This is a genomic window from Mesorhizobium sp. M1B.F.Ca.ET.045.04.1.1, from assembly GCF_003952465.1.
GTDB classification, from domain to species: domain Bacteria; phylum Pseudomonadota; class Alphaproteobacteria; order Rhizobiales; family Rhizobiaceae; genus Mesorhizobium; species Mesorhizobium shonense.
On sequence record NZ_CP034448.1, the window covers coordinates 5,165,888 to 5,180,552 of the forward strand.

Here is a 14,665-nt window from a genome sequence, read left to right on the forward strand (position 1 = left end):
AAACCGTGCCCTAATCCAAGGCAAGGCGCTGAAGAGCAAGGCAGCCGGCTCAGGGAATGAGGACGGTCGTACCCGTCGTCCTGCGGCCCTCGAGATCGGACTGCGCTCGTGCCGCATCCTTCAGTGCATAGCGCTGGTTGATCTTGATCTCGACGGCGCCGCTCAGCACCACATCGAAGAGAGCCTTAGCCGACGCCACCAGGTCCTCGCGCTTTGCGTTGTAGACGAAGATCGTCGGCCGGGTTGCATAGAGCGAGCCTTTCTGCGCCAGCAGCGACATCGAGAATGGCGGGATCGGCCCCGACGACTGGCCGAAGCTGACGAACATGCCGAGCGGCCTCAGGCAATCGAGCGAAGCGGGAAAAGTATCGTTGCCGACGGAATCGTAGACGACATCGCATTTCTTGCCGCCGGTGATGGCGGCGACGCCGGCGACGAAATCCTGCTCCTTGTAATTGATGACATGGTCGAAGCCATGCGCTTTGGCGAGCTCGATCTTGTCGCTGGAGCTTGCCGTGCCGATCACGGTCGCGCCGAGATGCTTTGCCCACTGGCCAAGGATGAGGCCTACACCGCCGGCCGCGGCATGGTAGAGGATCGTGTCGCCGGCCTTCACAGGAAAAGTGCGGCGCAGCAGATATTCCGCCGTCATGCCCTTCAGCATCATGGACGCCGCCTGCTCGTCGCTAATGCCGTCCGGCACCTTGACCACGCGGTCGGCGGCGATGACTCGTTCCTCTGAATAGGCGCCGACATTGACCGCATACGCGATGCGGTCGCCGGGCTGCAGCCAGTCGATCCCAGCGCCGACGGCCAGAACCACCCCGGCCGCCTCGCTGCCCGGGATCAGCGGGAAGCCGCCCGGCGGCGGGTAAAGGCCCGAACGGTGATAGACGTCGATGAAGTTGAGGCCGATCGCGGTATGCCTGACCAGGATCTGTCCGGCGCCCGGCTGGCCGGGATCGGCATCCTCATAGGTCAGGACTTGTGGACCGCCATGGGCGTGAATGCGGATTGCCTTGGACATCGCTCAATTCTCTCGGGACAGGGATAGGATTTAGAGCATGATCCCGAAAAACCGGTTTTCGGAAAAGATCATGGTCCAGCAAAAGTTAGGTCAGGGCTTCTTGGCGCCAAGATTGGGGAACATCTGCATCACGCCCCCGATGCAGGCGAGATAGAGCCCGGTGATGGTGATGCCGATCTTGGTGAAGTCGCTGACCTGCTCACCCAGGACGCCGATCTGGTTGTAGAAGCTGGCGAGTGCGGCCTGTGCCAGTGCAAGCGCGCCGAAGGCGCACCACAAAAGGATCATGCCGAGATTGAGCGACCTGAGCCGGACCACCCGCACCGGATGGATGAAGTTGATCGGCAGGAAGGTGAGGATGCCGGCGATCACGACCACGGCGAACGAAACCCATTGTCCCGGCTCGATGACGAAGAGCGTGAACACCACCATGTTCCAGACGACAGGGAAGCCTTTGAAGAAGTTCTCCTTCGTCTTCATGCCGGTATCGGCATAGTAGATCGCGCTCGACACCACGATGATGGCCGCCGACAGGAACGACAGGTTCTCGCCCATGAAGCCGCGCTGATAGAGCGCGAAGGCCGGGATGAGCACGTAGGTCACATAGTCGATGATGTTGTCGAGCACCTCCCCCGACCATGTCGGCAGGATCTCCTTGACCTCGAGCTTCCTGGCGATCGGGCCGTCGATGCCGTCGACAAAGAGCGCCAGCCCCAGCCACCAGAACATCGCCGTCCAGCGCTCCTCGCTGGCCGCGACCAGCGACAGGAAGGCGAGGAACGAACCGGACGCGGTGAGCAGGTGCACCGAAAAAGCGCGCGCCTGCGGCCATGTCACTTTCTTCTTCGGTCGCGGAATCCGCTCCGCGATCTTTTTGGCCGCTTTACGGGCCGCTGTGTTCTTGCTCACGGGCCTCGCCAATCCAGCTTGCATATCTCGGCCGAGCGGCCGGCGAAATTCCAGTTGCGGCCGAAGGCGCGCATCTTGCTCTTGTCGGACTTCGCCACGATGATTTCCGGCGCGATCCAATATTCGGAATTGCTGATCACCGTATCCTTCTCGCGGTCCTTGCCAGGTACAGGCGTCACCGCGCCGTCGATAATCCGCGGTATCTGGAACACGCGTGTCCTGTCGTGCGTCTCATAGGTGATCGGCACCTGCTCGACGCCGAGGAATTTGCCGACCAGGATCGACAGCAGCGATGTGGTGCCGCCGGCCTTGCCGGTGAAGATTTTTGTCAGCGCCTTCACCGCGTATACCGAGGCACGCTTGTCGATGAACAGCCCGGCGGTCCAGTTGCCCCGGCTCATATAGCCCGGGATTTCCATGATCAGCCCGAGATTGACGCCGGAGAGGTCCACCTCGCCGAAATGGCCGGCATCGATGCGGAATCCTGCCCAGGTCTGGCAATAGCCCTCGGTCGGCGGATGGCTGCCGAGCGACAGCACGCAAGGGCAGAAAACCGTGCAATTGCAGGAGAGTACCAGCTCTCCCTTCATCGCCCAGCTTTGATCGGTCATCGAATTCTCCCCTCACGCCGAAACTAATAGCAGGGCGGCAGCCCACACAAGCAGTATCGCACCGGCGGTCTGGCTTGCCACCCTGCCGGTGGTCTGTTTTTCGATCAGGGTGAACAGGCCGATCAGCGCCATCCAGAAGATGTTCATCGCGCCAACGGCGAACATCACCAGCATCAGCGCCCAGCAGCAGCCGAGGCACCAGACGCCCTGCTGCAGGCCCAGACGGAAAATGCGCCACGGTTGCGCGCTCCAGTTGGCGAACAGGATCGAGAACGGGTTCCGGCATTTCTTCAGGCAGGCCTGTTTCAAGCCGCTGAATTGATAGAGGCCGGCAATCGCAAGCGCAGCAACACCAGCCAATCCGACGACCGGATCAAGCATCTGCCCCGCGGCGGCGAAGCGATAGATTGCAAGTGTCAGTACGGCAAATGCCGCCGACGCTGCAAGCCAGGCTGAGAGGTATCCGGCCACCAGAACCAGTGGATGGACGACGGGCTCGCGCTTGATCCGAGCGGTATCCGCAATCTCGCAATATGTGCGGATCATCGGCGCCGCCGAAGGCAGCATCGCTGCCACGGCCATCAGGAACCACATCAGGACGAGCGCAAACGCCTGCGGGCCTGCAAGCGGAGCCGGCGCAAGGCACAGGGCGAAAAGGCGGTCGACGAATTCCGGCAGCGGCAGCCGCGGCAGGTCTTTGAGCAGCGCATCGCCCGGAGCGCCGCCGGCAACCCGGCCTTCGGCGCCGCGGATCGCCATGGCAGCGAGGATGAGCCAGGCAAGCGCGATGCCCGCGCCAATGGCGAGCGTCACCGCGAGGCGCGGGCTGCGCGCGAGTCCTGCCGTGGCGCGGCCGGCGCGGTCGAGATGGCTGAAATCGTGCTCCTGGCCGGTCATGGCAATCGAATGGGCCGAATCGCCGCGTTGATCAAGCCCGCCGATCTGCCCTATATCCGGTGATAGGCCCGATGGCCGCCCATCACTATGGAAGCCTCGCGTGGAGCAGAACGACAAAGCCCGCATATTGGTTGCCGGCAGCGGCCCGGCCGGCCTTATCGCAGCGCTGGGCTTTGCCGAGGCAGGTTTTGCCGTGACGTTGGCAGGCCCCGAGGCCACGACCAACGATAGCCGCACTACCGCGCTCATGAACCCTGCCCTGAAAGTGCTCGACCGGCTGGGCGTGCTTGCCGAGCTCAGGTCGCAGGCGGCGCCGCTCAAGGTGATGCGGATCGTCGACGCGACGCGCAGGCTGATCCGCAGCCCAACCGTGACCTTTCGCGCCAGCGAGATCGGCGAGGAGCAGTTTGGGCTCAACCTGCCGAACAAGGTCCTGATCCCGGTGCTTGCCAAGGCAGTCGCCGATCGCGCCGGCATCGATTGGCGAAAGTCGATGGTCGAGACATGGCGGCTCGACGCCGACCGGGCACATGCCAGCCTCGCCGATGGCGGCGAGGTCTCGGCGTCGCTGGCGGTCGCCGCCGACGGGCGCCTGTCGCCGGCACGGGAAGCCGCGGGCATAAGGGCGTCTGCTCGGCCCTATCCGCAGTCGGCGCTTGTTCTCAATTTCAGCCATCGCAGCGAGCATGGTTTCATTTCAACCGAATTCCATACCGAGACCGGACCGTTCACGCAGGTTCCGCTGCCGGGCAGGCGCTCGAGCCTCGTCTGGGTGGTAAAGCCGGAGACGGCAAAGGAACTCGCGGCACTCGACGATGCTACCCTGTCCGTCCGGGTCGAGGAGCAGATGCAGTCGATGCTCGGCCGGGTTTCGGTCGAGCCCGGCCGCCAGGTCTATCCGCTGTCGGCGGCCTCGCCCGGCCGTTTCGCGCAGAATCGCGTGGCGCTTGTCGGCGAAGCGGCCCATGTCTTTCCGCCGATCGGCGCCCAGGGCCTCAACCTCGGCATCAGGGATATCGACGATCTGATTGGAATCGCCAGCGAAAATCGCGACGATCCAGGGTCGAGGCTAAGTCTCGCCGCCTATGACACAAGGCGTCGTCCCGACATTTTTGCGCGCAGCAGCGCGGTGAACCTGCTCAACATGTCGCTGCTGTCCGACATGCTGCCGGCGCAGTTGGCGCGCAGCGCCGGCCTCAACGTGCTGGGCAGCTTCGCGCCGTTGCGCGCCTTCTTCATGCGCGAAGGCCTGCGGCCCGGCAGCGGCTTTCGCGCGCTCGCCGGCGGCTTCAGGAAACAGGCCGCGCGCTGAGCGATACATTTGGACCTTGCGCTTTCCGAAACCATTGCATTCACCGACAGCGCTCCGGCATGGAATTGCGGCAATGTCTACGCCAATGGTACCAAGCCGAAAGTCGGGGTCGATTTTTGGCTGCGTGATGTGTAAATTCAACACCTTAGGCGCCTTGTGCGCAAGCCACTGACGGGCGCCTCGGGGTCCATCGCATGACCCCGAAAATCGAAATCGATTTTCGGAAAGGATCATGCGCAAAATGAAGGTGCTACAGCGTCCTTTGCGCGTCCGAACGGACGCGCGGCGCTGTAGGTGGTGAGTGCGATGAAGACGGCCAAATTCGCGATCGGGCAAGTGGTTCGCCATCGGCTGTTTCCGTTCCGTGGCGTGATCTTCGATGTCGATCCGCAGTTCGCCAACAGCGAGGAATGGTACGAAGCCATTCCCGCGGACATGCGTCCGCACAAGGACCAGCCCTTCTACCACCTTCTCGCCGAGAATTCCGAGACCGAGTACATCGCCTACGTATCCGAGCAGAACCTGCTCGAGGACCGGTCGGGCGAGCCGGTGCGGCATCCGCAGATCGGCGAGATGTTCGACAAACTACCCGATGGACGCTACGAACCGAAACGCCACTCGAAGCACTGAAGGCTCGACAGGCGGCAACAAAAAAAGCGGGGCGCTTGCCCCGCTTTTTGCATGCTGGAGAAATGCTCCGGCGATCAGTTGGCGGTCTTCGCCTTGTCCTGCTCTTCCTTGAGCTTCTTGGCGAAGTCCTGGTTGTTCTTGGCGACGAAGTCCTGCAGCTTCTTCTGCCGGTCCTCGATGTCCGACTGCTGCAGCGGCGGGCCGTCATAGGCGCCGCTGAAGCCCGTCAGCGCGACCTTGATCGGGTTCGGCTGGTTCTGGAAATTGATCGAAGTGAGCGAGATCGCCTGGCCCTTCTTGAAGGACGCGACGAGCTGGTCGGTCAGCGGCACTTCGGCCACGCAACGATCGGGGAAGCAGATCACATAGTCGAGCTTCTGCGCCTTGCCCGCGTCGATCTGCAAGCCGATGCCCGGGGGAATAAGGCGCCCGGTCGGCACCGTGACCTGGAACACCTTGCGGTTCACCTTGCCCTTGAGCTCGATCAGGCTGACGCCGGTGACGAGCTGGCCATTGCCGGCGGTGACGATGTTCTGGACATTGCAGATGTCGACGTCTTCCTGCTTGGTGCAGGCCTTGAACCAACCCTGCGGAATCTGCGGCTGCTGCTGGGCCGAGGCGGTGAAAAGCCCGGCGCCCAGGACGCCGACCACGCCTGCGGCCAGCACCGAAAGGCGATACGCATTGCTCGTCATATGGTGCACTTTCCTCTCAAATGATCCCGGGGACCGGCTTCTTCGTGCCGTGCGGTCCCGCTACCTGTTGCCCAAATGAGGCAACAGCATGACTTCGGAGCGCGTGTTACACTGCCAGCGGCGCCGAATCCAGCCCGGTTTCCGCGATTTCTTCTTGGTTTGAAGCCACACCACGAACCCCCGATTGGCGATGGACTGGCCGAACCCAATTCCGATTGGCGCACCGATTCAATCGGGGGGCGAAATGCTCTAGGGTGCGTGTCGAATCACAAAGCCGCCCGGTAAGGAGACGGTCATGGACCGCGTTCTCGTTCGGCTGATCGCCGCGACCTCGTTTCTGGCCTTCTCGCTGCTTCCGGCTTTGTCGGAGCCGAAGCACGCCATCGCTATGCAGGGCGAGCCGGCGCTGCCTGCGGGCTATCAGCATTTCGACTACGTCAATCCCGATGCGCCGAAAGGCGGCAGCGTCACCTATTGCGTCGTCGGCAGCTTCGACAACCTCAACCCCTTCATCCTCAAGAGCCTGCGCACCACCGCGCGCGGCATGATCGACACGGTCTACGGCAATCTCGTCTTCGAGCCGTTGATGCAGCGCAATTACAACGAGCCTTTCAGCCTCTACGGCCTTCTCGCCGACAGCGCCGACATGGACTCGGAGCGCAAGAGCATCGAGTTCCATCTCAACCCCAATGCCAAATGGTCGGATGGCCAGCCGGTGACGCCGGAAGACGTGCTGTTCACCTACGATGTCTTCACCGACAAGGGCCGCCCGCCTTACAGCGACCGCATGAGCATGATCGCCAAGCTGGAGAAGACCGGCGACCACAGCGTGAAATTCACCTTCAACGACAAGGCCAATCGCGAATTTCCGCTGATCGTCGGGCTGACGCCGATCATCCCCAAGCACGCTTTCGACAAGGACAGCTTCGACAAGACCACGCTGAAGCCGCTGATCGGCAGTGGCCCCTACACGGTGGACAAGGTGCAGCCCGGCCAGCGCATCGTCTTCAAGCGCAATCCCGATTACTGGGGCAAGGACATCCCCTCGAAGCGCGGCTTCGACAATTTCGACCGGATCACCATCGAATATTTCCTCAACGCCAACGCCAAGACGGAAGCCTTCAAGAAGGGCATCTGCGCCCTCGACGACGAGACCGATCCGGTCAAGCGCGACCGCGATGTCGACTTCCCGGCCTTTCGCAAGGGTGAAGTGAAGCAGGAATATTTCGACACCGGCATTCCGCCTGTCGTGACGGGCTTCCTGTTCAACACCAGGCTGCCGAAATTTGCCGATCCGGTCGTGCGGCGCGCGCTCGGCATGCTCTACGACTTCGAGTGGGCGAACAAGAACCTCTTCGCCGGCAAGTTCAACCGCACGATGAGCTTTTGGCAGAACTCCGAGCTGTCGGCGCTCGGCCATCCGGCCGACGAGCGGGAGAAGGCGCTGCTCGCCCCCTACCCCGGCCGTGTGCCTGCTGAGGTCATGGACGGCAGCTGGCGGCCGCCGGTCACCGACGGCTCCGGCCAGGACCGCAAGGTGCTGCGAGCGGCTTTCGAGATGCTGAAAGGCGCCGGCTATCACGTAGAAGACGGCAGAATGGTCGATCCCCAAGGGGCCTCCTTCGGCTTCGAAATCCTAACGTCATCGCAGGATGAGGAGCGGCTTGCGGCGCTCTATCAGCGCACGCTGGAGAAGATCGGCATCGATGTTACCATCCGCAGCCTCGACGGCGACCAGATCCAGTCGCGCAAGCAGCGGTTCGACTTCGAGGTTCTGATTGGCACGAGCGGCTTCAACAATTCGCTTTCGCCCGGCAGCGAGCAGGTCGGGCGCTGGGGATCCGTCGCGGCCAAGCAGGAAGGTTCGTTCAACCTCGCCGGTGTCGCCGACCCAGCGGTCGACGCCGCGATCAACGCCCTGCTGAATGCCCGCGCCAAGGAGGACTACGTCGCCGCGGTGCGCGTCCTCGACCGGCTGCTGATCTCCGGCAACTACATCGTGCCCATGCAATACAACACGCAGCAGTGGCTGGCTTACTGGAGCTACCTGGAACATCCACAGAAGACCCCCATATTCGGCTATCAGCTGCCGGCATGGTGGCGAAAGCCCAACTGACGCAAACCCCGACCGACGCAAAACGCGGAGACGACCATGAGTGCCAAGAACTCGATCACCGTCGATGTGGTGTCCGATGTCGTCTGCCCCTGGTGTTTCATCGGCCAGAAGCGGCTGGATAAGGCGATTGCCGCTGTCGGCGACGTCGGGGTGCATGTGCGCTGGCGGCCCTTCCAGCTCGATCCGACCATTCCGCAAGGAGGCATGGATCGCCGCCAATACATGCTGGGCAAATTCGGCAGCGAGGAGCGCATTCGCCAGATCCATACGCGCATCGAACCGCTCGGCGAAGCGGAAGGCATCCATTTCGCCTTCGGCGCCATCAAGGTCGCGCCGAACACGCTGGACGCGCACCGCGTCATCCGCTGGGCGGGAGCCGCCGACGAGGATGTGCAGAACCGGCTGGTGCGCCGCCTCTTCCAGCTGAATTTCGAGGAAGGCGCCGATCTCGGCGATTATGCCGTGCTGGCCGAGGCCGCGCGCGAGGCAGGCATGGACGCTTCGGTGGTCGAGACGCTGTTGCCGACGGACGCCGATGTCGACGCCGTCCGCAACGAGATCGCCACCGCCTCGCGCATGGGCATCACCGGCGTGCCCTGCTTCCTGCTCGAAGGCAAATATGCCGTGATGGGCGCGCAGGACGCCGACACGCTTGCCGATGCCATCCGCCAGGTCGCCCAGGCCAAGGCGCGCGGCGAACTGGAAACGGCGGGCTGAAATTTATTTTGCCGTCACCTTCGCTTTGCTGACGAGAAGCCGTGGCTGCTGCCCGTCTTGGGCTTCCGAAAATGACGGTTGGAGCGAATCGAGGGCGGCGGTTTTCGAGCATTCCAGTTGCCGCCCAATAGCGAAACCGGGCCGGCCGGCACGTTTTTCCGTTCACAAAGCCGTGTTTTTAGTTTCCCTAGGGGAAAGTCGGCGGCGCTTGGACCGTTTCCGTCAACCTTCTGGAATAAAACACAAAATCCCTGCTGAGGGCACCCAGCCGTCGATGCTCTCCTGTTGCCCTCATGCCACTGCGGGTAACCCTGTTCACATTCGGGGGCAGAAAATTAATGGAAAATGATCAATTGGTGTTACCATGTGTAACAAAACAAGAAAGGTTTGGGCGGGATCGTGATTCGGGTCGGCAGACCGCGACGTACAGTACCGGCAAAACTACCTGGCGAGGCGGCAAAGCCCTCGCGCCTGACGCCGGTATCGTCGATGCGTACCTTCTGGGGGCTGATGCGAGCCTACTGGTTCTCCGACCGCTGGAAGGAAGCCTGGACCCTTACCCTCGTGATTGCGCTGCTCACCGCGCTCTCCAGCAAGGCAGGCGTCTGGTTTGCCATGGCGTCCGGCGAGTTGGTGAATTCGATCGCCTTTTTCCACGACGCCGCCAATACCAATCCGTTGCAGGCGCTTCTCACCAATGCCGGCATATTGGTGGTGCTGGTCGTGCTCAAGGATGCCGGCTTTACCGGCGTGCGCAACCTCGTTTCGACGACGTTGCACCGCAAATGGCGCGGCTGGCTGAACAGCCAGTTCAACCAGGCGCTGCTCGACGGCAACCATACCCATTTCCATGCCCAACATGGTTCGGTGGCCGGCGGCATCGTCGCCCCCGACAACATCGACCAGCGCATCCAGGAATCGATCAAGGACATGACTGGCGGCGCGATCGGCCTCGCCATGGGCGTGCTGGGTGTCGCGACCTCACTCTACTTCGTCGGCGAGAATCTCGTCGGAGCCTCCGTGGAGGTCAAAGGGCTGGAGTTTCTCGGCAGCTATGGCAGCGCCGTGCTCGCCTTTCTGGCGGTCGCCACCTACGTGCCGCTCAACACCTGGATTGCGGTCAAGCTCGGCGGCATGCTCGAGCGCCTCAACATACGCATGCAGCAGGCCGAGGGCAGCTATCGCGCCGAGCTGACGACGTTCCTGCGCCGCAGCTTCCACGTCGCCGCCTCGCATGGCGAGGATGTGCAGAAGACCATGCACGACAGGCTCTATGTCGACATCGACAAGACCTGGGGCCGGCTGAACGTCGTCAACACCAGCTACACATCATTCGAGCTGATCTACAATTTCATCGGCGCCCGTATCGTCGCCTACGGACCCGGTCTCGTGCCGTTCATCCACAACGGCTTCGACCTCAAGGGTTACATCACCGGCTCCGAGATGGTCGCCCAGCTGATCAGCCAGTGCTCATGGTTCATCCATGTCATGCCGGCGATCGCGACGCTCCGGGCCAACAGCCAGCGCGTGACCGAGCTTGCCAACGCGGTCGAGAACGTGCAGCAGCCGCAGGAATTCTATCGCCAGACCGGTCGTTCGGATTTCAGCTACGCCAGCCAGAATCCCGTCTTCGGCCTGACCATCCAGAAGCTCGAGCTGGCGCATCAGGGCGAGGACGCAACGCCCTTCCTCAGCGCCGCCAATCTGCGCTTCCGCCGCGGCGAGTGGACTTTCCTCAAAGGCGAGTCCGGTTGCGGCAAGACCTCGCTGATCAAGGCGATCAACGGCCTGTGGCCCTATGGCCGCGGCACCATCGTGTTCCCGGAAGGGGTGATGAGCTTTTACGCCGCCCAGGAAGTGAAGCTGCAGCAGGTCTCGCTGAAGCAATTGGTCTGCCTGCCGGGTTCCGAGAACGACCACAGCGACATGCAGGTCGCGGCGGCCTTGCACAAGGCCGGTCTCGGCGAATTCATCGAGCACATTGCCGATGAGAGCCGCGAGGGCAAGATCTGGGATCAGGTCCTGTCCGGCGGCCAGAAGCAGAAGCTGGTGGTCGCCCGCATCATCCTGCGGCAGCCTGGGCTGCTGTTCCTCGACGAAGCGACCGGCGCGCTCGACCCTGAAGGCAAGATCGCCTTCCACGAGGCGATCAAGGCCAACTGCCCGGATGTCACGGTGATCAGCGTGATGCACGAGGCCGTGCCGCCGCGGTCGCTCTCCGGTGAGGAATTCTACCACAGCGTCGTCGCGATCACCGACGGCGTGGCGACCAAGAAGCCGCTGGTCCCCACCCTGCCGCGCGAGCTCACGACCATCCTCGTCCAGCCGCCGCGGCCGGCCGAGGACAAATGGCTGCGCTTCCGCCGGTTGAAGCAGAAATAGCAATCATACCAAGCCCTTGACCCGCCCATCGGCCGCGGCGATCGCTGCGATCGATCACAGTCTCGCGAGCCGGCGTCCCTCCGCTCATTTTCCGAGCTTTCCGCAATTGACTTGGCAAAACGCGCTCCTATGTTGCGCCCGCTCGCAGAATTCTCAACCTACAGCGCCGCGCGTCACTTCGACGCGCAAAGGACGCTGTAGAAACTTAGAATTTGCGCATGATCCTTTCCGAAAATCGAAACCGATTTTCGGGGTCATGCGCTAACCCGCGAGCAGAAAGGTCAACCCGCCATGCCTGGCGACAGTCACAGTCGAACGCAACCGCCGTCCGCCTTGACGTGACCTGACGGCTCACGTCCTGCCGGACGGCAAGGAGTGAGCCATGAACGAATTCGCACCCGTATTGGACGACGAAGCGATCGCCGTCGTCCGTGTTCTTGCCAACGATCACGTCGCCGACGTCGTCGAAGCCCTCAACCACGAACCCCATGAGACGGCCGTCGAGCTGCTCTGCGCGGTCCCGTTCGAGCGGCTGGTCGAAATCTTCGACCAGCCCGAGCTCGAAAACGCGCCGGAGCTCGCCGAAGCCTTGCCGCGTTCCAAGGCGAGCAAGCTTTTGACCGCCATGTCGGTCGACCGCGCGGCCGACATCCTGCGCGAGCTCTACGAGCCGGCCCGTTCCGAGCTGCTCGGCGCGCTTGCCCCGCCGCTGCGCGCGACGCTGCTTTCCATCCTCGGCTATCCGGAGGACAGCGCCGCCTCGATCATGACGACGGAGTTCGTCAGCGTTCCTTCGGACTGGACCGTCGGCCGCACGCTCGACTACATCCGCAAGGTCGAGCGGACGCGCGAGACGGTCTATGCGATCTACATCACCGATCCGGAAACGCAGCTCCTGCTGCGGGCGACCGGCCTGCGCCGGCTGATCACCGGCGAGCCGGAGGACTCGATCCTGTCGGTGGCGCCGGATCGCATGCCGGTGACGGTCACGCCGCTCACCGATCGCGAGACGCTCGCGCAGACGATCTCCAAATACGACCTGCTTGCCTTGCCGGTTGTGGATCACGGCAAAATCCTTGGCATCGTCACCGTCGACGACATCATCGACACGATGGTCGAGGAGACGACCGAGGACGTGCACCGTTTCGGCGGCATGGAGGCGCTGGATGAGCCATACATGAAGATGAGCTTCCTCGCGATGATCCAGAAGCGAGCCGGCTGGCTCTGCGCGCTGTTCCTCAGCGAGATGCTGACGGCCAACGCCATGCAAAGCTACGAAGGCGAGTTGGAGAAGGCGATCGTGCTCACGCTCTTCATCCCGCTGATCATGAGCTCGGGCGGCAATTCCGGCTCGCAGGCGACCTCGCTGGTCATCCGAGCGCTGGCGCTGCGCGAGATCGGCCTGCGCGACTGGTGGCGCGTGGCGCTGCGCGAGCTGCCGACCGGGCTGGCGCTGGGCTCCATCCTCGGCATCGTCGGCATCTGCCGCATCATGCTCTGGCAGTATCTCGGCCTCTACGACTACGGCCCGCACTGGATGCTGATCGCGGCAACGGTGGGCGCCGCGCTGGTCGGTATCGTCACCTTCGGGTCGCTGTCGGGATCGATGCTGCCTTTCGTGTTGAAGCGCATCGGCTTCGATCCTGCGAGCGCCTCGGCGCCATTCGTCGCCACGCTGGTCGACGTCACCGGGCTGGTGATCTACTTCTCGGTGGCGCTGGTAATCCTGCGCGGCACCCTGCTTTGAACTTGGGCATCACCGTCGCCGGCTCTGCCGGCGGCGGCTCACAAGCCACAGCTTATTGCATGTCGCCCAAAAGTGTGCAGCGGTTTTGGGAGAACGACATGCATCAAAACAAAGACCTAAAGCGCGTCGCCTGAATCCGCTTCAGCGCGACGCGCTTTAGACTCGCACGCCATTCTTCACGCGATAGGTCGGCTTGTACATGGTGACCAGTTCCTCGGCCGCGGTCGGGTGGACGGCCATGGTGCGGTCGAAATCGTCCTTGGTCAGCCCGGCTTTCAACGGAATGCCGAGCAGTTGCGCCATCTCGCCGGCGTCGGGGCCGAGAATATGGGCTCCGAGCACTTTTCTCGATACGCCGTCGACCACCAGTTTCATCAGCATCTTCTCGTCGCGGCCCGACAGCGTGTGCCGCATCGGACGGAAGGAAGCGCGATAGACCTCGATTTCCGGGAAGCGCTTGACCGCCTCGTCCTCGGACAGACCGACGGTGCCGATTTCAGGCTGCGAGAACACGGCCGTCGCGATGGTGTCGTGGTCCGGCGAGGTCGGATTATCCTTGAAGGCGGTTTCGATGAAGCACATCGCCTCGTGAATGGCCACCGGCGTCAGTTGCACGCGATGGGTGACGTCGCCGATCGCCCAGATGTTCTCGATATTGGTGCGGGAATATTCATCGACGACGATCGCGCCCGTCTTGCCGAGTTCCACGCCGACGCCCTCGAGCCCCATATTCTCCGTATTGGGAATGCGGCCGATCGCCAGCATGACCTGGTCGACCGTCAGCGTCTGGCCGCTGGAGAGCAGCACGTCCAGCCTGCCTTCGCGATTCTTCCGCACCCGTTCGGAAACCGCGTGGCAGAGGATCCTGATCCCCTTTTTCTCCATCGTCTCGTGCAGCGAGCGGCGAAGGTCCATGTCAAAGCGGCTGAGTATCTCCTGGCCACGGTAGACAAGCGTGGTGTCGACGCCGAGCCCATGAAAGATGTTTGCGAATTCGACGGCGATGTAGCCGCCGCCCTCGATCATGATCGCCTTCGGCAATTCCTTGAGGTCGAAGGCCTCGTTGGAGAAGATGCAGTATTCGTGGCCGGAAAGCGCAGGATGCGGCGCCGGACGGCCGCCGGTGGCGATCAGGATCTGATCGGCGCTGACGGTGCGGTCTTCGGCAGTGAGATAAACAGAATGCGGATCGACGAGCACGGCGCGCGAGTGAAAGGTCTCGCCGCCCGCGCCCTCGACATTCTTCTTGTAGATCGCCTCCAGCCTGGCGATCTCCTTGTCCTTGTTGGCGACCAGAGTCGGCCAGTCGAAGCTTGCTTCGGGCACCGTCCAGCCATAGCCGGCGGCGTCGGCGAAATGCTCGGGAAACTGCGAGGCATAGACATAGAGCTTCTTCGGCACGCAGCCGCGGATGACGCAGGTGCCGCCGTAACGATATTCCTCGGCGATGGCGACGCGCTTGCCGAGGGACGCCGCCATACGGGCCGCCCTCACCCCGCCGGAGCCGCCGCCGATGACGAAAAGATCATAGTCGTAACCGGCCATCGGATGGGCTCCTGGAAGTGAAAAGGGTTCGCCAGAGGTAGGCTGCCAAGCGCCAAAAGAAAAGCCCGGGAAACCCG

At 62.7% G+C, this 14,665-nt stretch carries 12 protein-coding genes; 6 read left to right on the forward strand and 6 right to left on the reverse strand.

What is annotated here, in order from left to right:
* Positions 1-49 precede the first annotated feature (49 nt).
* The 4 genes from EJ071_RS25565 to EJ071_RS25580 all read right to left on the reverse strand — a co-directional run bounded on the left by EJ071_RS25565 (position 50) and on the right by EJ071_RS25580 (position 3,444).
* Positions 50-1,027 (reverse strand): quinone oxidoreductase, encoded by a 978-nt coding sequence (locus tag EJ071_RS25565; protein ID WP_126100328.1) that lies wholly within the window; start codon positions 1,025-1,027, stop codon positions 50-52.
* 90 nt (positions 1,028-1,117) lie between these two features.
* Positions 1,118-1,936, reverse strand: a complete 819-nt coding sequence (pcsA, locus tag EJ071_RS25570; RefSeq protein ID WP_126100329.1) for a phosphatidylcholine synthase — start codon at positions 1,934-1,936, stop codon at positions 1,118-1,120.
* Positions 1,933-2,547 carry a DUF1326 domain-containing protein gene (locus EJ071_RS25575; protein WP_126100330.1) on the reverse strand — a complete coding sequence of 205 codons (615 nt, stop codon included), beginning with the start codon at positions 2,545-2,547 and terminating at the stop codon, positions 1,933-1,935. The genes pcsA and EJ071_RS25575 overlap by 4 nt, the downstream gene beginning before the upstream one ends.
* Before the next feature lie 12 nt (positions 2,548-2,559).
* Positions 2,560-3,444 (reverse strand): DUF2182 domain-containing protein, encoded by an 885-nt coding sequence (locus EJ071_RS25580; protein ID WP_189521216.1) that lies wholly within the window; start codon positions 3,442-3,444, stop codon positions 2,560-2,562.
* Between the two features lie 100 nt (positions 3,445-3,544).
* Between EJ071_RS25580 and EJ071_RS25585 the strand changes: the two genes are divergently transcribed.
* Positions 3,545-4,756, forward strand: coding sequence for a UbiH/UbiF family hydroxylase (locus tag EJ071_RS25585; RefSeq protein WP_126100332.1), 1,212 nt, complete (start codon positions 3,545-3,547; stop codon positions 4,754-4,756).
* A 306-nt stretch (positions 4,757-5,062) separates the two neighbouring features.
* The gene (gene hspQ / locus EJ071_RS25590) at positions 5,063-5,386 is read left to right on the forward strand and encodes a heat shock protein HspQ (RefSeq protein ID WP_059188585.1); all 324 of its coding nucleotides are present in this window, start codon (positions 5,063-5,065) and stop codon (positions 5,384-5,386) included.
* 74 nt (positions 5,387-5,460) lie between these two features.
* Here the strand turns inward: hspQ and EJ071_RS25595 are convergent, their stop codons facing one another.
* Positions 5,461-6,090 (reverse strand): invasion associated locus B family protein, encoded by a 630-nt coding sequence (locus tag EJ071_RS25595; RefSeq protein WP_126100334.1) that lies wholly within the window; start codon positions 6,088-6,090, stop codon positions 5,461-5,463.
* A 286-nt stretch (positions 6,091-6,376) separates the two neighbouring features.
* Between EJ071_RS25595 and EJ071_RS25600 the strand changes: the two genes are divergently transcribed.
* The 4 genes from EJ071_RS25600 (at position 6,377) to mgtE (ending at position 13,043) form a co-directional block, all read left to right on the forward strand.
* On the forward strand, positions 6,377-8,197 hold the full coding sequence (locus EJ071_RS25600) for an extracellular solute-binding protein (protein WP_126100335.1): 1,821 nt from the start codon (positions 6,377-6,379) through the stop codon (positions 8,195-8,197).
* 36 nt (positions 8,198-8,233) lie between these two features.
* Entirely contained in the window at positions 8,234-8,914 is a 681-nt protein-coding gene (locus EJ071_RS25605; RefSeq protein WP_126100336.1) for a DsbA family protein, read from the forward strand.
* Positions 8,915-9,403: 489 nt separating this feature from the next.
* Positions 9,404-11,296: an ABC transporter ATP-binding protein/permease gene (locus EJ071_RS25610; protein WP_189521217.1), complete on the forward strand. Its 1,893-nt coding sequence runs from the start codon at positions 9,404-9,406 to the stop codon at positions 11,294-11,296.
* 382 nt (positions 11,297-11,678) lie between these two features.
* Positions 11,679-13,043 (forward strand): magnesium transporter, encoded by a 1,365-nt coding sequence (mgtE, locus tag EJ071_RS25615; RefSeq protein ID WP_126100338.1) that lies wholly within the window; start codon positions 11,679-11,681, stop codon positions 13,041-13,043.
* Between the two features lie 156 nt (positions 13,044-13,199).
* Here the strand turns inward: mgtE and gor are convergent, their stop codons facing one another.
* Positions 13,200-14,588, reverse strand: a complete 1,389-nt coding sequence (gene gor / locus EJ071_RS25620; RefSeq protein ID WP_126100339.1) for a glutathione-disulfide reductase — start codon at positions 14,586-14,588, stop codon at positions 13,200-13,202.
* Positions 14,589-14,665 lie beyond the last annotated feature (77 nt).

Excerpts from the sequence above, each read along its gene's own strand:
- mgtE (WP_126100338.1), top strand. The coding sequence starts at position 11,679 with ATGAACGAATTCGCACCCGTATTGGACGACGAAGCGATCGCCGTCGTC.
- EJ071_RS25605 (WP_126100336.1), top strand. The coding sequence starts at position 8,234 with ATGAGTGCCAAGAACTCGATCACCGTCGATGTGGTGTCCGATGTCGTC.
- EJ071_RS25600 (WP_126100335.1), top strand. The coding sequence starts at position 6,377 with ATGGACCGCGTTCTCGTTCGGCTGATCGCCGCGACCTCGTTTCTGGCC.
- EJ071_RS25565 (WP_126100328.1), bottom strand. The coding sequence starts at position 1,027 with ATGTCCAAGGCAATCCGCATTCACGCCCATGGCGGTCCACAAGTCCTG.
- EJ071_RS25575 (WP_126100330.1), bottom strand. The coding sequence starts at position 2,547 with ATGACCGATCAAAGCTGGGCGATGAAGGGAGAGCTGGTACTCTCCTGC.
- EJ071_RS25610 (WP_189521217.1), top strand. The coding sequence starts at position 9,404 with ATGCGTACCTTCTGGGGGCTGATGCGAGCCTACTGGTTCTCCGACCGC.
- hspQ (WP_059188585.1), top strand. The coding sequence starts at position 5,063 with ATGAAGACGGCCAAATTCGCGATCGGGCAAGTGGTTCGCCATCGGCTG.
- gor (WP_126100339.1), bottom strand. The coding sequence starts at position 14,588 with ATGGCCGGTTACGACTATGATCTTTTCGTCATCGGCGGCGGCTCCGGC.
- EJ071_RS25580 (WP_189521216.1), bottom strand. The coding sequence starts at position 3,444 with ATGACCGGCCAGGAGCACGATTTCAGCCATCTCGACCGCGCCGGCCGC.